Origin of the sequence: Streptomyces sp. NPDC048436 (assembly GCF_043200355.1) — a bacterium.
Classification (GTDB): Bacteria; Actinomycetota; Actinomycetes; order Streptomycetales; family Streptomycetaceae; genus Streptomyces.
On the sequence record NZ_JBICXP010000002.1, the window covers coordinates 636,696 to 657,067 of the forward strand.

At 71.4% G+C, this 20,372-nt stretch carries 21 protein-coding genes; 5 read left to right on the plus strand and 16 right to left on the minus strand.

What is annotated here, in order from left to right; genetic code table 11:
• Window positions 1-34: 34 nt before the first annotated feature.
• The gene (locus ACGFX9_RS09315; protein WP_393467179.1) at window positions 35-934 is read left to right on the plus strand and encodes an alpha/beta fold hydrolase; all 900 of its coding nucleotides are present in this window, start codon (window positions 35-37) and stop codon (window positions 932-934) included.
• Here ACGFX9_RS09315 and ACGFX9_RS09320 read toward each other — a convergent pair.
• Together ACGFX9_RS09320 and ACGFX9_RS09325 are read right to left on the minus strand one after the other, a co-directional pair.
• Window positions 931-2,070: an FAD-dependent oxidoreductase gene (locus ACGFX9_RS09320; protein WP_393467182.1), complete on the minus strand. Its 1,140-nt coding sequence runs from the start codon at window positions 2,068-2,070 to the stop codon at window positions 931-933. The genes ACGFX9_RS09315 and ACGFX9_RS09320 overlap by 4 nt on opposite strands.
• Before the next feature lie 36 nt (window positions 2,071-2,106).
• The gene (locus ACGFX9_RS09325) at window positions 2,107-2,829 is read right to left on the minus strand and encodes a TetR/AcrR family transcriptional regulator (RefSeq protein WP_393467184.1); all 723 of its coding nucleotides are present in this window, start codon (window positions 2,827-2,829) and stop codon (window positions 2,107-2,109) included.
• 234 nt (window positions 2,830-3,063) lie between these two features.
• Between ACGFX9_RS09325 and ACGFX9_RS09330 the strand changes: the two genes are divergently transcribed.
• The 3 genes from ACGFX9_RS09330 to ACGFX9_RS09340 all read left to right on the plus strand — a co-directional run bounded on the left by ACGFX9_RS09330 (window position 3,064) and on the right by ACGFX9_RS09340 (window position 5,353).
• On the plus strand, window positions 3,064-3,483 hold the full coding sequence (locus ACGFX9_RS09330) for an ATP-binding protein (RefSeq protein ID WP_393467187.1): 420 nt from the start codon (window positions 3,064-3,066) through the stop codon (window positions 3,481-3,483).
• A gap of 130 nt (window positions 3,484-3,613) precedes the next feature.
• Complete coding sequence (locus tag ACGFX9_RS09335) at window positions 3,614-3,970, plus strand: DUF779 domain-containing protein (RefSeq protein ID WP_393467190.1); 357 nt, start codon at window positions 3,614-3,616, stop codon at window positions 3,968-3,970.
• Between the two features lie 198 nt (window positions 3,971-4,168).
• Window positions 4,169-5,353 (plus strand): phosphodiester glycosidase family protein, encoded by a 1,185-nt coding sequence (locus ACGFX9_RS09340; RefSeq protein WP_393467193.1) that lies wholly within the window; start codon window positions 4,169-4,171, stop codon window positions 5,351-5,353.
• A 27-nt stretch (window positions 5,354-5,380) separates the two neighbouring features.
• On the opposite strand, the gene ACGFX9_RS09345 is transcribed toward ACGFX9_RS09340, so the two are convergent.
• The 12 genes from ACGFX9_RS09345 to ACGFX9_RS09400 all read right to left on the minus strand — a co-directional run bounded on the left by ACGFX9_RS09345 (window position 5,381) and on the right by ACGFX9_RS09400 (window position 17,564).
• Window positions 5,381-6,961 carry a hypothetical protein gene (locus ACGFX9_RS09345; RefSeq protein WP_393467196.1) on the minus strand — a complete coding sequence of 527 codons (1,581 nt, stop codon included), beginning with the start codon at window positions 6,959-6,961 and terminating at the stop codon, window positions 5,381-5,383.
• Window positions 6,962-7,056: 95 nt separating this feature from the next.
• On the minus strand, window positions 7,057-7,251 hold the full coding sequence (locus ACGFX9_RS09350) for a hypothetical protein (protein ID WP_190081791.1): 195 nt from the start codon (window positions 7,249-7,251) through the stop codon (window positions 7,057-7,059).
• A 100-nt stretch (window positions 7,252-7,351) separates the two neighbouring features.
• Window positions 7,352-8,209: a phosphatidylinositol-specific phospholipase C/glycerophosphodiester phosphodiesterase family protein gene (locus ACGFX9_RS09355; RefSeq protein WP_393467200.1), complete on the minus strand. Its 858-nt coding sequence runs from the start codon at window positions 8,207-8,209 to the stop codon at window positions 7,352-7,354.
• A gap of 140 nt (window positions 8,210-8,349) precedes the next feature.
• Entirely contained in the window at window positions 8,350-9,024 is a 675-nt protein-coding gene (locus ACGFX9_RS09360) for an ABC transporter ATP-binding protein (protein WP_393467203.1), read from the minus strand.
• A complete protein-coding gene (locus ACGFX9_RS09365; protein ID WP_393468311.1) occupies window positions 9,017-9,931 on the minus strand; it encodes an ABC transporter ATP-binding protein in 915 nt (304 codons plus the stop codon). Before ACGFX9_RS09365 ends, ACGFX9_RS09360 begins: the two co-directional genes overlap by 8 nt.
• Before the next feature lie 71 nt (window positions 9,932-10,002).
• Complete coding sequence (locus ACGFX9_RS09370) at window positions 10,003-10,878, minus strand: ABC transporter permease (RefSeq protein ID WP_393467206.1); 876 nt, start codon at window positions 10,876-10,878, stop codon at window positions 10,003-10,005.
• Window positions 10,871-11,836, minus strand: coding sequence for an ABC transporter permease (locus ACGFX9_RS09375; RefSeq protein ID WP_393467209.1), 966 nt, complete (start codon window positions 11,834-11,836; stop codon window positions 10,871-10,873). Before ACGFX9_RS09375 ends, ACGFX9_RS09370 begins: the two co-directional genes overlap by 8 nt.
• A gap of 32 nt (window positions 11,837-11,868) precedes the next feature.
• Complete coding sequence (locus ACGFX9_RS09380; protein ID WP_393467212.1) at window positions 11,869-13,464, minus strand: ABC transporter substrate-binding protein; 1,596 nt, start codon at window positions 13,462-13,464, stop codon at window positions 11,869-11,871.
• Window positions 13,465-13,585: 121 nt separating this feature from the next.
• Window positions 13,586-14,695 (minus strand): acyl-CoA dehydrogenase family protein, encoded by a 1,110-nt coding sequence (locus ACGFX9_RS09385; RefSeq protein ID WP_393467215.1) that lies wholly within the window; start codon window positions 14,693-14,695, stop codon window positions 13,586-13,588.
• Window positions 14,692-15,873, minus strand: a complete 1,182-nt coding sequence (locus tag ACGFX9_RS09390) for an acyl-CoA dehydrogenase family protein (RefSeq protein WP_393467218.1) — start codon at window positions 15,871-15,873, stop codon at window positions 14,692-14,694. Before ACGFX9_RS09390 ends, ACGFX9_RS09385 begins: the two co-directional genes overlap by 4 nt.
• Window positions 15,870-16,838, minus strand: a complete 969-nt coding sequence (locus tag ACGFX9_RS09395) for an NADPH:quinone oxidoreductase family protein (RefSeq protein WP_393467221.1) — start codon at window positions 16,836-16,838, stop codon at window positions 15,870-15,872. The genes ACGFX9_RS09390 and ACGFX9_RS09395 overlap by 4 nt, the downstream gene beginning before the upstream one ends.
• A gap of 78 nt (window positions 16,839-16,916) precedes the next feature.
• Complete coding sequence (locus tag ACGFX9_RS09400) at window positions 16,917-17,564, minus strand: helix-turn-helix domain-containing protein (protein ID WP_393467224.1); 648 nt, start codon at window positions 17,562-17,564, stop codon at window positions 16,917-16,919.
• A 133-nt stretch (window positions 17,565-17,697) separates the two neighbouring features.
• Here ACGFX9_RS09400 and ACGFX9_RS09405 point away from each other — a divergent pair, with 133 nt between their 5' ends.
• Window positions 17,698-18,654, plus strand: a complete 957-nt coding sequence (locus ACGFX9_RS09405) for an SDR family oxidoreductase (RefSeq protein WP_393467227.1) — start codon at window positions 17,698-17,700, stop codon at window positions 18,652-18,654.
• 42 nt (window positions 18,655-18,696) lie between these two features.
• Here ACGFX9_RS09405 and ACGFX9_RS09410 read toward each other — a convergent pair whose 3' ends face one another.
• Complete coding sequence (locus ACGFX9_RS09410) at window positions 18,697-19,533, minus strand: enoyl-CoA hydratase/isomerase family protein (protein ID WP_393467230.1); 837 nt, start codon at window positions 19,531-19,533, stop codon at window positions 18,697-18,699.
• 74 nt (window positions 19,534-19,607) lie between these two features.
• A complete protein-coding gene (locus tag ACGFX9_RS09415; protein WP_393467233.1) occupies window positions 19,608-20,354 on the minus strand; it encodes a PIG-L deacetylase family protein in 747 nt (248 codons plus the stop codon).
• Window positions 20,355-20,372 lie beyond the last annotated feature (18 nt).

Consider the following 20,372-nt stretch of genomic DNA (forward strand, 5'->3'; position numbering starts at 1 on the left):
ATGGTAACCACATGTCCACCTGGGAGCAGTCACCATGCGTCGCCCCTCAGCAGCACCCTCCGCCACTCCCCCCACCGCCCCCGGCATCTCCCTGCGACAGGTCACGGCCAACGGCATCACGGTCAACGTGGCACTCTGCGGCAGCGGCCCCGCCGTCCTGCTCCTGCACGGCTTCCCCCACACCTGGCAGCTCTGGAGCGAGGTCATGCCCCGGCTCGCCCTGCACCACCGCGTCATCGCCCCGGATCTGCGGGGGCTCGGCGCCAGCACACCGGCGTCCGGTGGCTACGACGCGGACAGCCTCGCCACCGATGCCGAAGGTCTCCTGGACGCGCTCGGGGAGCGGTCCGCGGCGGTCGTCGGCATCGACGCAGGCACGCCTCCGGCCTTCCTTCTCGCGATGCGCCGACCCGATCTCGTACGGCGGCTCGTCGTCATGGAGTCGCTGCTCGGACCCCTGCCCGGCGCGGAGGACTTCCTCGCCGGGGGCGCACCCTGGTGGTTCGGCTTCCACTCGGTTCCGGACCTGGCCGAGACGGTCCTGGACGGTCACGAAGCCGCGTACATCGACTGGTTCCTGGGCACCGGCACGCACGGCCGCGGTGTCCCGGACCGCATCCGGGACGCCTTCGTCGACGCCTACACCGGCCCTGACGCCCTGCGCCGTGCCTTCTCCTACTACCGCGCCATGCCCACCAGTGGGCGACAGATCAGGGACGCCGTCACGCGCGGGCGGCTCACCATGCCGGCCATGGCGATCGGCGCCCATCCCGTGGGATCGGCCCTCGAACGGCAGCTGCGCCCCGTCGCCGACGATCTGACCGGTCACCTCATCGAGGACTGCGGCCACATCATCCCGCTCGACCGACCCGAGGCCCTGCTCGAACTGCTCGGTCCCTTCCTTGCCGCGGATCACCGCGACCGGACCCCTTAGTCGTGCGAGGCGAACAGCTCGAGCAGGCCCTGGGGCGCGTCGTCCCGGAAGCAGCGGACGAGGTTCTCGGCGGAGCCGGCCGCGGCGGACTCGCTGCGAGGAAACAGCGCATCCTCGTAGGCGGCGAGCGCCACTTCGGTGGCGCCGGGATGTGCGGCGAGGGCGGCGCCGAGTTCGGCTCCGTCGAGCATCGCGAGGTTGGCGCCCTCCCCCGCGAAGGGAGACATGAGGTGGGCGGCGTCGCCTAGCAGGGTGACGCCCGGGACACGGTCCCAGCGGTGGCCGACGGGCAGGGTGTGGATCCGTCGGGGGATGAGCGTGCCGTCTGCGTCGGCGATCAGCGCCCGCAGGCTCTCGTCCCAGCCCGTGAAGTGCTCCAGCACGGCGGCCTTGGCGGCATCGACGTGGCCGGCGGTGAAGTCGACGGAGGCGATCCACTCCTCCGGCGCCATGAGCGCGATGTAGACGTGCAGGCTGCCGTCGGGCTCACGGTGGGCGAGGAAGCCCTTGCCCTCGCCGAGCGCGAAGAGCATGCCGCCGCCCACGACTGCGGCGCTGGCTGGGTGACGGACATCGGCGTCGAGGAGATCCGCCTCGACGAAGGAGAGGCCGGAGTAGTCGGGTACGGCGTCGGAGACCAAGGGGCGGATCCGGGACCAGGCTCCGTCGGCGCCGATCAGCAGGTCGGTGGTGAAGGTGGAGCCGTCGGCGAGGGTCACCTCGTGGCGACCGCCGCCGAGCGGACGCGCCCCGGTGATCTTCGCGCCCCAGTGCACGGCTCCGTCGGGCAGTGAGCCGAGCAGGAGATCGCGCAGCGAGCCGCGCTCGACCTCGGGGCGGCCGCCGTCGCCGTCGTCCTTGTCTTCCCTGCGGACCACGGCGTCCCGGTCGAGGATGCGCGTGGCCTCGCCGCCCGGGTGGATGAGCGCGGTGAACTCGTCGTACAGACCGGCGGCGCGCAGAGCGGCCTGGCCGGACTCCTCGTGGATGTCGAGCATGCCGCCCTGACCGCGGGCGGCCGGTGCGGCCTCCAGGTCGTAAAGGGCCGCTTCGATGCCGTTGACGTGCAGGACGCGGGCGAGGGTGAGGCCGCCGAGGCCCGCGCCGACGATGGCGATGGGGTGGTGAGTGGTCATGGTGTTGCTCCTTGGGGCGGAGGCGGGTGCGGGCGGTCAGTCCTGGGCTTCGTCGGCCGGGACGGGCGTGTGCAGGATGCCGTTGATCAGCGTGCGAAAGCCCCAGGAGAGGCGGGCCTCCGGCTCACCGGAGAGCACCTCGTCGGCGAGCCCGGCGAGGCGCGGATGCGTCTGGCCGGAGGCGCCCCGCACAGCTGCGGAGAGCCCGTCCCAGTCGTCCTGGGCGCCCGCGTCCCGGTCGCGCGTGGCGTGTTCGGCGGCGGTCGCGGTGGCGCACTGGAGCAGCAGGTCGATGCCCCAGGCCGCCTGCCCGGGCGGGACACCGCCCTCGTCGAGGAGGGCGAGCAGCGTCTCGAGGAGCCGCAGGTAGTGCGGGCCGCTGGGGCGGGCCACCAGCGCGGACTGGGCGAGACCGCGGTGGCTGAAGAGCACATCGGTGTAGGAGGTGAGCACCTTCTCCAGGCGCTCACGCCAGTCGTCTCCGGCGGGCGCCGCCTCGACCGTGCCGAGCAGCTCGTCCAGGATCGCCGCGTGCAGCTCGGCGGTGTTGCGGACGTAGACGTACAGCGAGGCGGGCCCGGTGTCGAGCTGCTGCGCCAGCCGGCGCATGGTCACCTTGCCGAGCCCTTCGGCGCTCATGATCTCCACGGCGGCGGCGACGATCCCGGCCCGGGTCAGGGCGGGCTTCGCCGGGCGTTCGCGGCGGCTGCGCGGGGTCCCGGAACGAGCTCCGGAATGGGCATCGGAATGAGCGGTCATACGACCAGCATAACGAACATGTTCGTTACGAGCGAGTTCGTAGCGAACATGTTCGCAGGAGAACAGTCCACCCGGCGGCTCGATGGCGCCCCTCCGAGCAGGAGCTTGATTGGCGATCAGCAGAGGCGGGCATCACCGTGGGACAAGAACGGCCGCGCAAGACAAGCCGTGGCCCCGGTGCGCGGATCTCAACACGCGTACGCCGGTTGTCCCAGGGGAGGGAAGTGAGTTGCCATGCGTGCGCACAAGCGCGCCCATCGGCACATCGCACGCGTCGAATACGCACTGCCGCAGGAGGCCGCGTCGGCGGGGCGGGCCCGGAAGCTGACCTCCGCGTTTCTCACCCGGCCGCATCGGCACCTGGCGGAGGTGGACTCCGAGCGGGTGGACGATGCCGAGCTGATCGTCTCCGAGCTCGTCGCCAACGCCACCCAGCACGGCCGCAGCCCCTGCCGGCTGCGCCTGGAGGTGTACGACGACCGGGTGACCGTCGAGGTCCACGACACGAGTCCGGTCGGTCCCCGCGTGCTCGAACCCAGTACCGAACGCGACAGCGGACGGGGCCTCGCGATGGTCAGGCACCTGGCCGCGCGTCTGGAGGTCGTCGGCAGCGGACGGCGCGGCAAGGCCGTACGGGCGGTCCTCGCCTGGTGACCGCGGTCTTCGTCCGATGACCCCGTGAGCGTCGGGCGCCGCCTGCAACGTCCTCGCAACCTTGTCCGGAGTTGACTGGGTCACCGCCTCGACGGCGGTTCCGGACGACAGGCCCTAGGAGCGGCAGCCCATGACCGACACCCCGCGCGTGGATCTGACCCCCGCCGCCGCCGAGCTGCTGCGGCGGCTCCGGGAGGCCCACGGTCCGCTGATGTTCCATCAGTCCGGCGGCTGCTGCGACGGCAGTGCGCCCATGTGCTATCCCGAGGGCGAGTTCCGGACCGGCGACTCCGACGTGCGGCTCGCGGCGCTGGCCGTGGAGGGGGTGGCGGAGCCGGTGAGCTTCTGGATGTCGAAGAGTCAGTTCGAGGTGTGGAGTCATACGCGGCTGATCGTCGACGTGGTGCCGGGCCGGGGCAGCGGCTTCTCCCTCGAAGCCCCAGAAGGCGTACGTTTCCTCATCCGTTCCCGGTTGGTCGACACGTAGCCACCCGCCTGGCACCCACCTGGCGCTGCCCTCTGGCGCTCTCTCAGACCGGCCTCCACACTGGGGCAGTTGGTCGGCCAGGAGACTCCAGGGGGCACGGTGGCGACACGGCTCGGGCACGCTTCGGGACGGTACAGAACGGCGAGAGCGGCGCTCTCGGTACTGACGGCATTCGGCACGCTGGCCGGTGCGGCTCTGATGGGAGCGGCACCGGCCGGCGGCGTGGAGGCCGACGGGAAGACGGCCGCCTCGCACATCGCGCCGGGCGTGGAGTACCGGCAGTTCGACATCCCCGCCTCCCACGGCACGGCACGGGCACACCTGCTCGACATCGACCTGAGCGATCCGCGCACCGGCGTCGACCTGCTCTATCCGGGTGCCGTGGGCGCCCGGTCCACCGTCTCCGCGCTCGCGGACGGGTCAGGAGCGGTCGGCGGGGTCAACGGCGACTTCTTCAACATCACCGAGACGCAGCATCCGGGCGTCGAACCCACCGGCGCGCCCGTCGGCCCGGCGATCGCACACGGCTACGCCCTCAAGGCGGCGGTGCCGAACGGTCAGCGCTTCGGCCCGGCGATGCCTCCGGGTGTCACCACGGAGGCCGTGCTCGGCGTGGGCTACGACCACCGGGCGCGTCTGGACCGCCTCCGCCTCGACGGTGAAGTACGCACCCAGGAGACCCGCTTGCCGCTGGGCGGACTCAACCAGTACGCGCTCCCGGTGGGCTCGGTCGGCGCGTTCACCAGCGACTGGGGCAGCACCTCGCGGGTCCGCTCCACGTGCGGCACCGACACGGACCGCGGCGCGCCCTGCAGCACGGACACCCATGAGGTGACGGTGCGCCAGGGCCGGGTCGTGGCGTCCGCCGATACTCCCGGCAGCGGACCCGTGGCCCGCGGCACCACGGTTCTCGTCGGCCGTGAGGCGGGCGCCCAGGAGCTGCGCAAGCTGTCGAACGGCGACCGGGTGCAGGTCCGCCACCGCCTCGTGTCGGCCGAGTCGCACATCCCGTTCCGTTTCGCGCTCGGCGGCTATCCGGTGCTGCGCGCCGGCACCCCGCTGCCCGGCCTCGACACCGTCACCTCGGCCGTGCGCACAGCGGCCGGGGTGTCCGACAACGGCAAACGCCTCCTGCTCCTCTCCCTCGACGGCTCCCCCGAGTTCCGTACGGGGCTGACCATCGCCGAAGTGGCGGACACCCTGCGAGGGTTGGGCGCAAGCGAAGGCTTCAGCCTGGACGGCGGCGGCTCCTCCACCCTGGTCTCGTCCACCACACTGGTCGCGAAGGCCCCGGGCGCCGACGCCGTCACCGTACGCAATCACCCCAGCGGGGGTACGGAGCGACCGGTGCCGAACGGCATCGGTGTGTTCTCCCGGACATAGCCGACGACGACGGCAGGGACGCCGCGCTCAGTCGGTGTCCCGCACCGCCACCAGGCCGTTGAACACGCCCACATAGGCGGTGCCGTCCGGGCCCAGAGTTATCGGAGCCCAGTTGTTGTCGTAGGCGATGCCCGTACCGGCGAGCCGCTTCCACTTGGTCTCGCCGGTGCGGAAGTCGACGGCCGTCAGGTACCAGGCGTCGACGCCGAGGCTGTTGGGCTCCTTCGTGTAGAAGTACAACAGGCCGTTGGCGGTGGACAGTTTGGGCACGTTCGACGGGGCGCGGACGTCGCTCTCCCACACCGTGTCGCAGCCGCTGCCGTCCTCGCGTACGTCGATCCTGCTGGCGCCACCGACGACGCTGCGCCCGAAGGTGAGCGAAGTGATGTTCTCGTAGCCGTAGTTGTTCTCGACGACGAGGCTGTTGCCCCAGGTGATCAGCGAGTTGTCGGTGGTGGACGCGCCGGAGCGGAAGACGGGGACCTTGCAGACCAGGCGCTTGCCGTCGGCGATGTCGTCGCCTCTGCGGTAGACGAGGACGTTCATGCGGTCGTCCGCGTTGTCCGTGATGGCCACGTAGTCGTCGTCACCCTTGCCGAAGAGGTCAGGGGTGGTTCCCGAACCTTGGTTCACCGAACCGGGCTTGGTGCCCGTTCCCCGGTCGTACGTCTGCCTCCAGACGGCCTTGGGGGTGCCGTCCTGGCCGGCCCGGAAGCTGTAGAGCGCGTGGTCGGAGACGATCGACACGCCGTCCTCGGCGACGGAGAACGAGTTCTGGATCTCCTCGCCCTCAAGCCGGATGGAGCGGGTGTCGCCGGTCTTGGGATCGACGGTTCCGACGCGGCCCTGCCGGGTCACCCACCAGATGCGGCCCTGCCAGTCGGGCATGACCGAGGTGACCGGGTCACATTCGCCACTCGGGTAGAGATTTGACCAGGTAACACAATCGTGCGGGACGTGCGCCGTCAGATCCCAGTCCTTGCCGACGACGAACCGCCAACTGCCGTCCGTCGCCTGCTCGTGCGCGAGGCGGACGATGTGCTGGCGGGAGTCAGCCAGGACGAGCCGGTCCTGGTTGTCGAGATACGAGTAGGCGCCGCCCGACGTGTCCTTGAAGATCTTCGAGAAGTCGAGGCGCGTGATGGCCTCGACGGTGGAGGGGCGCTGCGGCAGCTTGTAATCGGCGAGCGTCGTGAGCGTGTCCGGGTCGAGCAGCTTGACCAGGAAGCCGGTGAACGTGCCGCAGACGGTGACGATGCGGCCGTCGCGGTCGAAGGTGACGGTGGCGCACTCGCCGCCGAGCGCCGCCATCTTCTCGCTGCTGACCTGCGGCTTCTTCCCCAGCGGGCCGTTCCAGGGGTATGTCCCGCTGCCGGCCGCGTCGGCGTGCATGCCGCTGCGGCCGTTGGCGGCGAGATATGGGTGCTGGGGCGGCTGTTCGCCGGGCAGGGGGCGGGCCTCGGCGGGCTGCCCGGTGTACTGGTCGACGAGCCTGTGCCCCGGCGCCTTGGGTATGTCGTCCGCATGGACGGGATACGCGAAGGACGCGGCCGAGACCGTGAGTGCGGTCAGGGCGAGGGCACTGCTGAGGGTTCTGCGACGCGGCATGGGCCGAAGCTAGAGCCAAGCCCTTGAAGTGTCCATGGAAAGCTGACAGTTGTTCACGAAGACGCAACGATCATGCGTTCACGACGCCGCGACGCTCATGGCTGCAGGCCGCTGACGATGTCCGCGGCGGCCGTGACCCCGTTGTGAATGGTCGGCGCCATGCTCGAACTCGCCAGGTAGAAGCCGAGCAGCGCACAGACCAGGGCGTGCGAGAACTTGAGTGCGCCGTTGCGCAGAAAGACCACTGCCAGGATCACAAGCAGCAGCACCACAGAGACCGAAACAGCCATGGGACACCCTCCTCCGCCACGTCAGCACCGCGGCTTTCGGCCGTCAGTGTTGCGCAGCGGAGGGTCCATCCGGTCGACCGGCGTGTCCTCCGAACGGGTGTTACTTCCCGTGGGCGTCGAGGAACGCCTCAAGTCCCGCGAGGTCGTCGGTGTTCAGATGGTCGACACCGGCGGCGAGCAGCTCGCCCCACACAGCGTCGCGCGCGGGGCCCGCGAGGTCGGGAGTGGCCCAGAAGCGCACGCGCTGCCCGCGCTTGTGGGCGGTGGCAACGATGCCGCGCAGCTTCTCGCGTTCGGCGGCGGGGATCGCGCCGACGCCCTGCCAGCTGAAGTTGAGCGTCCAGTTGTCGCTGATGAGCGCGATGAACGAGGCGGGCGCGGCGCTGCCGAGGTCGGCGAGGCGGCCGTCGTAGAACGCGCGGCGCACCCGCTGGGCCTCCATCGGCGCGCGGGCCGCCCGGTCACCCGAGATCACCGCCGTCACGGGGCCGCGGCGCACCTTGCCGTGGACGTACGTGGTGAACAGGTGCGGGTAGCGCCGGAGATGACGGTCGAGTTCGAGGTACGTCGCCGATCCCTCGGTCTTGATGTCGATCAGGAGCTGGAAGGGGGTGCGGTGGTAACCCCGGTACACGGAGCCGTGGTTGGCGCGGACGCGGGCGGCCAGGGGGTCCAGGTAGAGCGCTTCGAGGGTGCGGGCGGGGTCGAGGTCGATCGGGTCGTGGGCGACCAGGAGTTGGCCGTCGACGAGATAGATGTCGGCCTCGACGCTGCCGAAGCGGTGGTCGAGCGCGTCGAACAGGGGCCGGGGGTGTTCGTAGTCGTTGTGCGCGTGGGCACGTATGAGGGGCCGGGGGTGGTGTCCGCGCTCGCTCGCCTGGGCGTACGCGGGGACGGCGGCGGTGCCGGCGAGCGCGGCACCGACGGTGAGGGCTCTACGACGGGTGATGAGTGCCATGGAGACTCCCAAGAGGGCGAGGGGACGACGGGCGGGCCTCAGTGAGTATGAGGCCATGCCCGCGTCAAGAAACCCCTTGTGGAGGGGAGTTGGCGCTCTTGACGCCCGTCGTTCACTCCGGGCGGGTCACGCGGTGGTCCTCACGCGTCCCGCGGTGTCTCCCCGGCCAGCTCGGCCCAGTGGACGGTCCCTCCGCACCAGCGCTCAAGGAGCACCCGGTCGTGGCCGACAGCGAGCAGCCCGGCGCCGCTGACGCGCCGGTACTCCTCCACGGCGTGCACGAGTGCCGCCGTCGTCGAGGCGTCCAGCATGGCCGTCATCTCGTCGCAGATCAGCCAGCGCGGGCGGAGCACCAGGGCACGCGCGAGGCAGGCACGCTGCAGCTGGCCGTCGCTCACCTCGTGCGGCCTGCGGCCGAGCAGGTCATCGCCGAGACCGACGGTGACCGCCAACTCCCGTACGCGCTCAGGTGCTTCGGTTCCGCGCCCGGCCGCCCGGAGCGGCTCGGCGATCAGGTTGGTCAGGGTCAGCCGCGGGTCGGCGGACAGGCGGGGCTGCTGGAAGACGACGCCGAAGGCGGTGCGCTGGGCGCGGGGCGCGCGGTGCCGCCAGCCGCGGGCGGGCTCACCGTCGATCACGACGCGCCCGGCGTCTGGCTTGTGGAGCAGCGCGGCGACGCGGGCCAGGGTCGATTTTCCGCAGCCGCTGGGGCCGAGCAGGCCGAGGGACGCGCCGGGGGCGATCGTCAGGTCCACGCCTCGCATGACGGGGGCCCTGCGGTCGTACCCGGCGGTGATGGAACGGAGTTCAAGCACGGGGTGCCTCCAGCACGGCCGCCGGGTGGGGGTGGTGGCAGGCGACTGTGCCCACGGTCTCGGGTACGGTCGCGCAGGCCTCGTCCGCCCCTGGACAGCGCGCGGCGAACGCACAGCCTCGCGGCAGCGCGGACAGCTCGGGCGGCATGCCGGGGATCGGCGTGAACTCCCGCTCCGGGAGGGCGTTCAGGAGGCCGCGCGCGTAGGGGTGTCGTGGGCCGGGGGCGCCGAAGAAGTCCTCGGCTTCGGCGAGTTCGACGATACGGCTCGCGTACATGACGGCGACGCGGTCGGCGATCCGCTCGGCGGCTGCCAGGTCGTGGGTGATCAGGAGCAGCGCGCGGTCCTCGCCCACGTGCTTGCGCAGTTCGTCCACCGTGCGGTCGACGAGGTCGCGGTCGAGCCCGGTCGTCGGTTCGTCGGCGAGCAGCAGCGGCGCGTCGCCGATGAGCGCGAGCGCGGTGGCGGCGCGCTGGGCGAGCCCGCCGGAGAGCTGGTGCGGGTAGCGGTCCAGGTGCCCCGCGGGGAACGCGGCCCGCTCGGCGGCGGCTTCGGCGGCCTTCCGCAGCTGCGGGCGGCGCACACCCGCCAGCTCACGCAGGGTCTCCTCCAGCTGGGCGCGGACGGTGCGCACCGGCGTCAGATGCGCGGCCGGACTCTGCGGTACGAGACCGACGCGGCGCCCGCGGACCGTGCGGGCCAGGGTGCGCTCGTCGGCGGCAAGGAGGTCCACGTCACCGGTGAGTGCGGACCCGGCCGTCTCCGCGTTCTGCGGGAGCAGCCCGAGCAGTGCCGAGGCGAGCACGGACTTGCCGCAGCCGCTCTCGCCGACGAGGGCGAGGCACTCCCCCGCCGCGAGGTCGAAGGTGGCGTCGGTGACGGCGGAGACGAAGGTGCCCCCGCGCATGCGGAACCGTACGGAGAGTCCTCGTACGGAAAGCACCGGGGTAGACAGGGACGGGGACGAGACGGGCTTGGTCACAGCATCAGCTCCGATCGGCGCCGGGGGTTGATCCGGTCCCGCCAGGCGCCCGCGAGGCCCGCGATCGCCAGGGTGGGCACGATGATGAACAGGCCGGGGAAGAGCGTCGGCCACCAGTCCCCGGCGAGGAGCGAGCCGCGCGCGCTCTGCACGAGCGTGCCGAGGCTCGCCTGGTGGGTGGGGAGTCCGAGCCCGAGGAAGGAGAGCGCGGACTCGTGCCAGATGGCGTGCGGCACCATCAGGACGGCGGCGAGTCCGGCCTGCGGAAGGACGCCGGGCAGCAGGTGGCGCGCGATGACACGCGTCCTCGACGCGCCCCCGGAGATGGCCGCGTCGACGTACGGGCGCGACCGCAGCGAGAGCACCTCGGCGCGCACGATGCGGGCCGTGGACAGCCAGTGGGTGAGCGCGACCGAGACGACCACCGGCCATACGCCCGGCCGGAACATCGCCACGATGAAGATGCCGAGCAGCAGGTGCGGCACGGACGAGAAGACGTCCACGAGCCGCATGACGACCCGGTCGACCCAGCCGCCCGACGCGGCGGCGAGCGCCCCCACGGCTGTGCCGATGACGGTCGCGACGACGGCCGCCACCACCCCCACCAGAAGCGAGACCCGCAGCCCGTACACGCAGCGGACCAGCAGATCGCGTCCCACGTCGTCGGTGCCGAAGGGGTGCGCCCAGGACGGCGGTCGGAGTTTGGCCGCGAGGTTCACGGCCTGCTCGTCGAGGTTCACCAGCGGCGGTACGAGCAGGACGGCGAGGACGACCGCCGCGACGATCACCCCGGAGGAACGCACCCGCCACGCGCGCGTGGAGCGGCTTCTGGCGCCGCCCGCGAGGTGGGCGCGCCACGTCACGTCAGCCATCGAATCCCACCCTCGGGTCGGCGAGGCCGTACAGCAGATCGGCCAGGAGGTTGCCCAGGAGTACCGCGACGGTGGCCAGGACGGTGAGGGCGGCGAGCAGTGGGAAGTCCACGGAGGTCGCCGCCGACACGGTGGCCGCGGCGATGCCGGGCCAGCTGAAGACGGTCTCCACCAGGAGCGCCCCGGTGATGAGTTCGGGTACGCGCGAGCCGATCAGCGTGAGCACCGGCAGCATCCCCGAGCGCAGTGCGTGCCCGAGGAGGACGGTCCGTTCGGCGAGGCCACGCGCGCGTGCGCCCCGGACGGGGTCGTCGCCGAGTGCGTCGCCGACTCCTTGGCGTACGTAGAGGACGAACCACGGAAGCTGCGAGATCGCGAGGACGGCGGCGGGCAGCACGAGGTGGCTGGCGACCTGCCCCGCTGTCACGGCCGAACTCGCCGTGTCCGTGAGGCCGCCCGACGGCAGCACGCCCAGCTTCAGGGCGAACAGCCAGACGGCGAGCAGCCCGATCCAGAACGGCGGGGCCGCTTCGAGCGTGTACGCGAGCGAGGTCACGGCGCGGTCGAGCCCGCCGCCGGGGCGGCGTGCGGCGAGGACGCCGAGCGTGGTGCCGACGAGGATCGCGAGCAGGAACGCGGTGGCGGCGAGCAGCACGGACCAGCCGACGCGTTCGCCGATGACGTCGGCGACGGGCTGGCGCAGGGTGCTGGAGTCCCCCAGGTCGCCGGAGAGCGCCGACGTCAGCCAGTCCCACCAGCGCTGCAGGAGCGGCTGGTCGACGCCGAGGTTGGCGCGCAGCTGGTCGAGGTTCTCCTGCGACGCGGTGAGCCCGGCCGTGCCGGCGTAGGCCTTGACGGGGTCGAAGGGGGACGCGGCGGCGATCGCGAAGACGCCGAAGGTCACGGCGAGCAGGACCGGGACGGCGAACAGGGCCCGCCGTCCCGTCATGCGCGCCATCGGCCCCCAAGGGAGCTTTTGGAGCGCGGAGTTCACTGCTCGGGCTGCCAGTCCTCGACGTTCCACCACGGGCCGGACGCCAGGCCGTGGTCGTGCGGCTCGGTCTGGGTGGTCAGGTCGCCGAAGCGCTTGTCGACGACGTAGAGGTGGTCGATGTGGGTGAGGAAGGTGTAGCCCGGGTTCTTCACCAGTTCACGCTGGATGGTGTCGTACGCGGCCTGCCGCTCGGCGTGGTCGCCGCTCTCGCGGGCCTCGTCGAGCGCCTTGTCGACCTTGGGGTTGTCGTAGTGGGCCATGTTGTTGAAGCCGTCGCCCGCGAGCGAGGACTTCAGGAGGGTGTACTGGTCGAAGTCCGGGTCGGCCGGGGAGCCGCCGCCCGCGAGGACCGCGTCCTTGGGCATGCGCGGCTCGATGACCTCCCAGGTGCCGGCCTGCACCTCGACCTTGATGCCGAGCTTCTTGGCGTCGGAGGCGTAGGCGAGCGCGTGGTCCTGGCGGAGCTTGTCGCCGGAGAGGTACCAGAGCGGGAACTTCGCCTGGACGCCGTCCTTCTCGCGGATGCCGTCCTTGCCCGGCTTCCAGCCCGCCTTGTCGAGGATCTTCTTGGCCTTGGCGGCGTCGAACTTCCGCTCGGTGCCCTTGGTGAACCAGGGGCTGTCGGTCGGGACGGGCCCGTAGGCCTCCTTGCCCGCGCCGTCCAGGATGGAGTCGACCATCGCCTTGCGGTCGACGCCGGTGTCGAGCGCGCGCCGGATGCCGGTGTCGCCCGTGACCTTGTTGCCGGTGGGCAGGGTCACCACGCGGTAGTCGAAGGTCTTGGCCGCGTACGACTTCTTGTCGCCGTCGTTTTCGTACTTCTTGGCGAGGTTGGGCGGCAGGATCGCGCCGTCAAGTTCACCGGCGTCGAGCCGGGTGGCGCGGATGTCGTCGTCCTTGATGATCGCCATGGTGAAGTTCTTGACCTTCGGCGCGCCGCCCCAGTAGTCGGGGTTGGCCTTGAAGGTGAGCTTCTCGCCCTTGGACCACTTCACGAGCTTGTACGGGCCCGTGCCGACCGGCTTGGTGGTGAACGCGCCGGTGTTCACGTCCTGCTTGCCGGCTATGTGCTCGGGCGCGATCGGCAGAACGGTGCGCTCGGCGAACGGCGCGTAGGGGTACTTGAGGTGGAAGACGACGGTGTCGTCGCCCTTCGCCTCGACGTGTCTGACGGCGTCGAGCTCGGTCTTGGCGGCGTTGTTGGTCTTCTTGTCGAGGATCGTCTCGTACGTGAAGACGACGTCCTTGGACGTGAAGGGCTTGCCGTCGCTGAACTTGACGCCCTCGCGCAGCTTGAACGTGTATGTGCGTCCCTCGTCGCCGACCTTGGGGAGTTCGGCGGCGAGCGCGGGCTTGAGCTTCATGTCGGCGTCGTGCGTGAGCAGACCGTCGAAGATCTTGGAGTTGCCGTCCTTGCCGTAGCCGAGGAGCGGGCTCAGGGTGTCCGGTTCGTACGCTATGCCGACGACCGCTGAGTCCTTGGAGCCGCCCGCGTTCTCGCCGTCGCCCGGCGCCGAACAGGCCGAGGCGGCGACCGCCAGTGAGGCGGCCGCCGCCACCGCGCCCGTACCCCGTATCGATCGGGCCTTCATGCTCCACACCCCTACTGAAGATCAACTGTTATTGCGAACGGTTCGCAATTATGCCTCATGTAATGGGTGGGTAAAACGTGCGGGCCCTACCGAGGGGATCACGGGGAGGGCGGAGCCGAGCTCACGGAGCGGGCAGGTTCACCAGGGCGGCCAGCTCCTCCCGGTGGCGTCCCACCGTGCCGAGCGCGATCGAATCGGCCTTGGCCCGCTTGAGGTAGAGGTGGACGGGATGCTCCCAGGTCATGCCGATGCCGCCGTGCAACTGGAGCGCCTCCTCGGCGATGTGCACCGTGGCGGGCGACGCGTAGGCCTGCGCGAGAGACGCCGCGACATCGGCGTCCGCGCTTCCTGCGGCGAGGGTGTCGGCCGCGTTGCGGGCGGCGGCGCGGAGGTTGACCACCTCCAGCCAGAGCTGGGCGAGCCGGTGCTTGAGCGACTGGAAGGAGCCGACGGGCCGGTTGAACTGGTTGCGTTCCTTCGTGTAGCGGACGGTTTCGGTCAAGCACCAGTCGGCTACGCCCAGTTGCTCGGACGCCAGGAGTCCCGCCCCCGCCCGCAGACCCCGCCGTACGGCGGGTTCCGCCGGTGAACCGAGGGCACGCGCGCGTGCGTTGTCGAAGCTGACCGTGGCGAGCGGCCGGGTGGAGTCGAGCGAGGTCCGCGGCTCGACGGTGACGCCGTCCTGAGTCGCCTCCACCGCGAAGAGCCCGGCGTCCGTGGGCACGAGGCGCACATCGGCGACGATCGCGTCGGCCACTCCGGTGACGCGGCCGCTCAGGGTCCCGTCCTTCGCGCGTACGTCGGTCGGGGCGTCGCCCGGAGCCGCGGTCAGCGGCACGGTGAGCACGCCGACCGTGCGGCCCGAAGCGAGCGCGCCCAGGAGTTCCGCCGCCGCCTCGCCTTCGCAGGCCAGCAGCGCCTCGGTGGCGATGACGGTGCTGGTCAGGAAGGGCACGGGCGCGACCGCGCGGCCCAACTCCTCCAGGACGACGGCGGCTTCACGGTGCGTGGCGCCCTGGCCGCCGAACTCCTCGGGAACGAGCAGGCCCGCGAGGCCCATGCCGCCGGTGAGCGCCTTCCACAGCTCTCGGTCGTGCGGTTGCGCGGTCCCGATGCGGGCCAGTACGGCGGTGGCGTCGCAGTGGTCTGCGAGGAGGCCGCGCACCACCGAGCGCAGCGCCTCTTCCTCTTCGGAGTACAGCAGGTCGCGCTGCTCGCTCTGTATCGTCAACGGACCAGGTCCTTCCAGGCGACGTCTTTGTCGGTGCGCGGCTCGGAGGGCAGACCGAGGACGCGCTCGGCGACGATGTTGAGCAGCACCTCGCTCGTACCGCCCTCGATGCTGTTGCCCTTGGCCCGCAGATAGCGGTAGCCCGCGTCACGGCCGACGAAGTCGACCTTCTCGGGCCGCCGCATCGTCCAGTCCTCGTACAACAGCCCTTCCTCGCCGAGGAGTTCCACCTCCAGGCCGCTGATCTCCTGGTTCAGGCGGGCGAAGCCGAGCTTCATGCCCGAGCCCTCCGGGCCAGGCTGTCCCGCGGCGAGCTGCTGACGCAGCCGCTCGCCGGCGACCCGGGCGACCTCGGCCTCGACCCACAGCTTGAGAAGCCGCTGGTGCAGGTCGTGTGTGCGCAGCTCGGGGCGCTCGCGCCAGGCTTCGACGACAGGGCCGATCATGCCGCCCTCGCGCGGGATGCGGCTGCCGCCGATGGACACGCGCTCGTTCATCAGCGTGGTCTGCGCGACCTTCCAGCCGTCGCCGATCTCACCGAGACGGTGCGCGTCCGGGATGCGGACGTCGGTGAGGAAGACCTCGTTGAACTCGGCCTCGCCGGTGATCTGCCGGAGCGGTCGCACCTCGACGCCGGGGTCGGTCATGTCGCAGACGAAGTACGTGATGCCGCGGTGCTTGGGCACCTCCGGGTCGGTGCGGGCGATGAGGATGCCCCAGCGGGCGGCGTGCGCGCCGGACGTCCACACCTTCTGCCCGTTGACCACCCAGCTGTCGCCGTCGCGTACGGCACGGGTCCCGAGGGCGGCGAGGTCGGACCCGGCGCCGGGCTCGCTGAACAGTTGGCACCACACTTCGTCGCCGACCCACAGCGGCGGCAGGAAGCGCCGCTTCTGCTCCTCCGTGCCGAAGTGGAGGATGGTCGGCGCCGCCATGCCGAGGCCGATCCCGATGCGGCGCGGGTCGTTGTCGGGCGCGCCCGCGGCCTCCAACTCGGCTTCTACTACGGCTTGCAGGGACCGCGGCGCTCCGAGCCCGCCGAGCCCCTCCGGGTAGTGCACCCAGGCGAGCCCGGCATCGAAGCGGGCCTTCAGGAACGCCGCGCGCTCCGTCGTCGCCGGCGGGTGTGCGGCGAGGAACTCCTGGGCGCGGCGGCGCAGTTCGGCGGCGTCCGTCATACGTCGGCTCCCTCGGGGATGACGGCGACCCGCCCCGTTGTGACTCCGTCCGCGACGCGCTGGACGGCGGCGGCCGCCTCGCTCAGCGGCACGCGTTCGCTGATGAGCGGCTTGATCGCGCCCTTGGCCGCGAGCTGGGTCAGCTCTTCGTGGCAGCGGAGGATCGCTTGGGGGTCCTTGGTGTTGTAGAGGCCCCAGTGCAGTCCGAGGACCGCGTAGTTCTTCACCAGGGCGTGGTTGAGGGCGGGCGTCGGGATGACACCGCTCGCGAAGCCGACGACGATGATCCGCCCCTCGAAGGCGACGCACTTCGCGGACTGCGTGTACGCGTCGCCGCCCACGGGGTCGTAGATGACATCGGCGCCACGGCCGCCGGTCGCCTCCTTGACGGCGCCGATGACGTTCTCCGTACGCCGGTCGATGACGACGTCACAGCCGAGCTCGCGCGCGACCTCGGCCTTCGCGGCGCCGCCGACGACACCGATGACCTTGGCACCCGCGGCCTTGCCGAGCTGGACGGCCGCGCTGCCGACGCCGCCGGCGGCGGCGTGCACCAGGAGGGTCTCGCCTTCCTGGAGGTGCGCGCGGCGGTGCAGGCCGAACCAGCCCGTCTGGTAGCCGATGTGCAGCGCGGCGGCCTCGGCGTCGTCCAGGGCGTCGGGCGCGGGCAGCACGGCCGCCGCGTCCGCGATCGCGTACTCGGCGAAACCGCCGTACGGAAGAGCGGGGTTGGCGATCACGCGCCGCCCGTCCTCGGTCTCACCGCAGATCTCCACGCCGGGCGTGAACGGCAGCGGAGGCGTGACCTGGTACTGCCCGCGGCAGAGCAGCGCGTCGGGGAAGTTGATGTTGGCGGCGCGGACCTTCAGGAGCAGCTGCCCGTCGCCGGGGACCGGCCGGTCCACGTCGTCGAGGCGCATCACCGCGCCCGGCTCGCCGTTCTGGTGCACTTGCCATGCCTGCATGCGGGGCCTCCACGGGGCTCTCGGACCGGGCTCCATCGCATACTAAGCGGTCGCTTGCAGGCAGGGGAACCGTCTCGGTCAGTCCGCTTCACGCTTCCGTTCGGCGGGCCGCGCCCGTACGTGCATCCGTTCGCCCTGGGGCCCGAACAGGCTGAGGAACTCCGCGGGCCCCTCCCCCGTGGAGCCGAACCAGTGCGGCAGACGCGTGTCGAACTCCGCCGCCTCACCCGCGGTGAGGATCACGTCATGATCGGCGAGCACGAGCCGCAGCCGCCCGGACAGGACGTACAGCCATTCGTACCCCTCGTGAGCCCGTGGGTCGGGCTCCACGGAGCGGGAGGGTTCGAGCACCTTGTACGCCTGCAGGCCGCCCGGCTGGCGGGTCAGCGGCACCATGGTGCGGCCGTGCCGGACGATCGGCTTGGACCGCACCCGGGGGTCGCCGACGGGCGGGGCGCCGACCAGTTCGTCCAGGGGGACCTGGTGGGCGCGGGCGATGGGGAGCAGGAGTTCGAGGCTGGGCTTTCGGTGGCCGGACTCCAGGCGCGAGAGGGTGCTCACGGAGATGCCGGTGGCGGCGGCGAGGCCCGCGAGCGTGGCACCGCGCTCCTTGCGGATCCTGCGCAGGCGGGGACCGACCTCGGCCAGCACGCCGTCCAGATTCGCACCGTCGTCATCGTTCCCGGCCGTGCCCGCCGCCCTGTTCTCCGCCCTGTTCTCTGCCATGCCCATATTGCAGTATCGGCAAAGTAGATTGTCAATAGTGCATCGCCGTCGCGGCGGTCCGGACGGAGGAGCGTCGGCATGAGGTTGCCTACGGGCATGGAGCTTTGAAGCGTTACGCGATATCGATGCGGCCATGACGGACGCCGATAACGAGAGCGAGAACGACCGGACGCAACCGCCGCGCGGCCTCCCGGCCCCCGCCCCGCCCGGCACGAGCGCGCTGCCCGGCGGGACGTACGACGGGACGGTCGTCCTCGTGACCGGCGGCGGCAGCGGCCTCGGCAAGGCGATCGCCGCGGAGTTCGCGCGGCTCGGCGCGGATCTGGTGATCGCGAGCCGCAAGGAGGAGCGGCTGAAATCGGCACGGGACGAGCTCGCGGGCCTCGGCGGGCGGGTGGCGGCCGTGCCGTGCGACATCCGGGACCCGGAGCGCGTCGCCGAGGTCTTCGACGCGGCCCAGGCGGCGTTCGGCCTGCCGGGTGTCCTGGTCAACAACGCGGCGGCGAACTTCCCCGTGCCCGCCGAGGACATGTCACCGAACGCATGGCGCTCGGTCGTGGATATCACGCTGACCGGCACGTTCTTCATGACGCGCGAGTTCGGCCGCCGCCACCTCACTGCGGGCACTCCCGGTTCGGTCATCAACATCGGGGCGTCGTACGCGTGGACGGGTGGCCCCGGCTTCGCGCACAGCGCGGCGGCCAAGGCAGGCGTGAAGAGCCTCGTCGAGACGCTGGCGGTGGAGTGGGGTCCGTACGGGATCCAGGTCAACGGCCTGGTGCCGGGGCTGATGCCGCACGAGGACATGACCGCCGACATCCGCGGCAATCTCGACCGGGCGGCGGCGCCCATGGACGAACGCGAACCGCGCTCCGGCTCGCGGGAGTTGGACTCACGCCAGCCCGCCCTCCGCGTCGGCACCCCACGCGAGCTGGGCTGGGCGGCGACCTTCCTCGCCTCGCCCTACGCCCGCTTCATCACCGGGCACACCCTGGTGGTCGACGGCGCGAACTGGCAGCGCCGGGGCCTGGTCAGCCCGGAGGTGGTGACGGTGCGCGAGCAGCTGGGGCGCGAGCCCTTCGCGCGGTAGCGCCACGTCCTGTGGCGCCTCCCAAAGCCGCGGCGGTGCGGCCTACTTCCCCTCGAACGTGGCCGCCCGCCGCTCCCCCTTCGCCGCGTACCCGGCACGCGAGTCCTCCGACGTCAGCGTGATCGCCGCGTTCATCGCCACCCGGTCGAGGGCGGCGTCCATGCCCGCGTCCGCGTAGGCGTCGATGCCCCGCTTGATGCCCTGGACTGCGAGCGGGGCGTTCGCCGCGATCTCCGCGGCGACCTCGCGGGCCGACTTGGTCAACTCATCCCTCGGTACGACGAGTTGGACGAGCCGCAGCCGCTCGGCCGTGGCGGCGTCGATGCGGCGCCCTGTGAGCGAGAGCAGCTTGGCCCAGCCCGCGCCCGCGTCGCGCGCGATGCGCAGATCACCGCCCGCGTCGACCGCGACACCGATCTGCGCCTCGGGCAGCGCGAACACCGCGTCGTGGGACGCGATCCGTACGTCCGCCATCAGCGCGAGCTCGAAGCCGAACCCGAGGCAGTACCCCTGCACGGCGGCGATCACGGGCTGCGGAAGGCGGGCGAAGGCGCGGAAGCGTTCATGGACCCAGCGCAGCCCCTCGCAGTAGTTGCGGGTGCGCTCGGCCCCCGAACGGCCGCCGATCGCACCGCCGTTGGTGGCGGTGACGTCGATCCCGGCGCAGAAGGCCCGCCCTTCCGCGCGCAGCAGCACCGCCCTGATCGAGTCGTCGAAGCGGATCCGGTCGGCGAAGATGCCGAGCTGGCGGGTGGACTCCCAGCTCCACGCGTTGAGCTTGCGCGCGTGGCAGAGGGTGAGGACGCCGATCCCGTCCTCGATGTCGAGGCGCAGCCGCTCCGTGCCCTCCGGGATGTCCGTGCCGATGGTGTCGATCATCAAGCACCAGCTCCTGCCTACGTTTCTGACGTGCCGTCAGGAATGCGGCGGCACGTCAGCGTAGCGGCGGTCGCTCAGCGGCTGAAGACCTCGAAGGCCACCGCGGGCTTCCCGCCGAAGCGCGGCGCCACCCGCTGGGCGTTGCCGGTGAGGAACTCACGGCAGTACTTGTCGGGGTCCTCGTCCGTCAACACCTCGATGTAGGTGCGGTGTTCGAGGAGCGAGAGCACGGAGCGCTCAAGTCCTGCCGTCGCGTCCACCGCGTGCGTGGGCGACGACGAACCGGCGACGGCCACCCAGCGCACACCGTCCCAGGGCTCGAGGCCGTCCTCCTCGATCAGCTCGGGGAAGATCCACCGGTTGCCCGCGTCCCCGACGGCGTCGAGGGTGGCACGGCCGACAGCCACGTGGTCCGGGGTGTTCCAGGCGACGCCGCCCCAGGTGTCGCGGTAGTTGAGCGTGATGACGAGCTCGGGCCGGTGCCTGCGGACCGCGGCGGCGATGTCGCGGCGCAGCGCCGTCCCGTACTCGATCACGCCGTCCTTGTGGTCGAGGAACTCCACGGCCGACACACCGACGACGGCCGCGCTGGCCCGCTGCTCCCGCTCGCGCAGCGGCCCGCATGTGGCGGGATCGAGGGTGTCGATGCCCGCCTCGCCGCGGCTGGCGAGGAGATAGGCGACCTCGCGTCCGCCGTCCGTCCAGCCGGCGATCGCGGCCGAACAGCCGTACTCCAGATCGTCGGGGTGGGCGACGACGGCGAGGGCGCGCCGCCAGTCATCGGGCATGGGGATGAGCTGGTCGTTCAACGGCTCTGTCATGCCCGCAGCCTAGCTTCG

Excerpts from the sequence above, each read along its gene's own strand:
- ACGFX9_RS09350 (WP_190081791.1), bottom strand. The coding sequence starts at position 7,251 with ATGGCTGTTTCGGTCTCTGTGGTGCTGCTGCTTGTGATCCTGGCAGTG.
- ACGFX9_RS09345 (WP_393467196.1), bottom strand. The coding sequence starts at position 6,961 with ATGCCGCGTCGCAGAACCCTCAGCAGTGCCCTCGCCCTGACCGCACTC.
- ACGFX9_RS09340 (WP_393467193.1), top strand. The coding sequence starts at position 4,169 with ATGGGAGCGGCACCGGCCGGCGGCGTGGAGGCCGACGGGAAGACGGCC.
- ACGFX9_RS09380 (WP_393467212.1), bottom strand. The coding sequence starts at position 13,464 with ATGAAGGCCCGATCGATACGGGGTACGGGCGCGGTGGCGGCGGCCGCC.
- ACGFX9_RS09365 (WP_393468311.1), bottom strand. The coding sequence starts at position 9,931 with ATGCGCGGGGGCACCTTCGTCTCCGCCGTCACCGACGCCACCTTCGAC.
- ACGFX9_RS09415 (WP_393467233.1), bottom strand. The coding sequence starts at position 20,354 with ATGACAGAGCCGTTGAACGACCAGCTCATCCCCATGCCCGATGACTGG.
- ACGFX9_RS09355 (WP_393467200.1), bottom strand. The coding sequence starts at position 8,209 with ATGGCACTCATCACCCGTCGTAGAGCCCTCACCGTCGGTGCCGCGCTC.
- ACGFX9_RS09410 (WP_393467230.1), bottom strand. The coding sequence starts at position 19,533 with ATGATCGACACCATCGGCACGGACATCCCGGAGGGCACGGAGCGGCTG.
- ACGFX9_RS09335 (WP_393467190.1), top strand. The coding sequence starts at position 3,614 with ATGACCGACACCCCGCGCGTGGATCTGACCCCCGCCGCCGCCGAGCTG.
- ACGFX9_RS09320 (WP_393467182.1), bottom strand. The coding sequence starts at position 2,070 with ATGACCACTCACCACCCCATCGCCATCGTCGGCGCGGGCCTCGGCGGC.
- ACGFX9_RS09375 (WP_393467209.1), bottom strand. The coding sequence starts at position 11,836 with ATGGCGCGCATGACGGGACGGCGGGCCCTGTTCGCCGTCCCGGTCCTG.
- ACGFX9_RS09400 (WP_393467224.1), bottom strand. The coding sequence starts at position 17,564 with ATGGCAGAGAACAGGGCGGAGAACAGGGCGGCGGGCACGGCCGGGAAC.
- ACGFX9_RS09370 (WP_393467206.1), bottom strand. The coding sequence starts at position 10,878 with ATGGCTGACGTGACGTGGCGCGCCCACCTCGCGGGCGGCGCCAGAAGC.
- ACGFX9_RS09315 (WP_393467179.1), top strand. The coding sequence starts at position 35 with ATGCGTCGCCCCTCAGCAGCACCCTCCGCCACTCCCCCCACCGCCCCC.
- ACGFX9_RS09405 (WP_393467227.1), top strand. The coding sequence starts at position 17,698 with ATGACGGACGCCGATAACGAGAGCGAGAACGACCGGACGCAACCGCCG.
- ACGFX9_RS09330 (WP_393467187.1), top strand. The coding sequence starts at position 3,064 with ATGCGTGCGCACAAGCGCGCCCATCGGCACATCGCACGCGTCGAATAC.
- ACGFX9_RS09390 (WP_393467218.1), bottom strand. The coding sequence starts at position 15,873 with ATGACGGACGCCGCCGAACTGCGCCGCCGCGCCCAGGAGTTCCTCGCC.
- ACGFX9_RS09325 (WP_393467184.1), bottom strand. The coding sequence starts at position 2,829 with ATGACCGCTCATTCCGATGCCCATTCCGGAGCTCGTTCCGGGACCCCG.
- ACGFX9_RS09395 (WP_393467221.1), bottom strand. The coding sequence starts at position 16,838 with ATGCAGGCATGGCAAGTGCACCAGAACGGCGAGCCGGGCGCGGTGATG.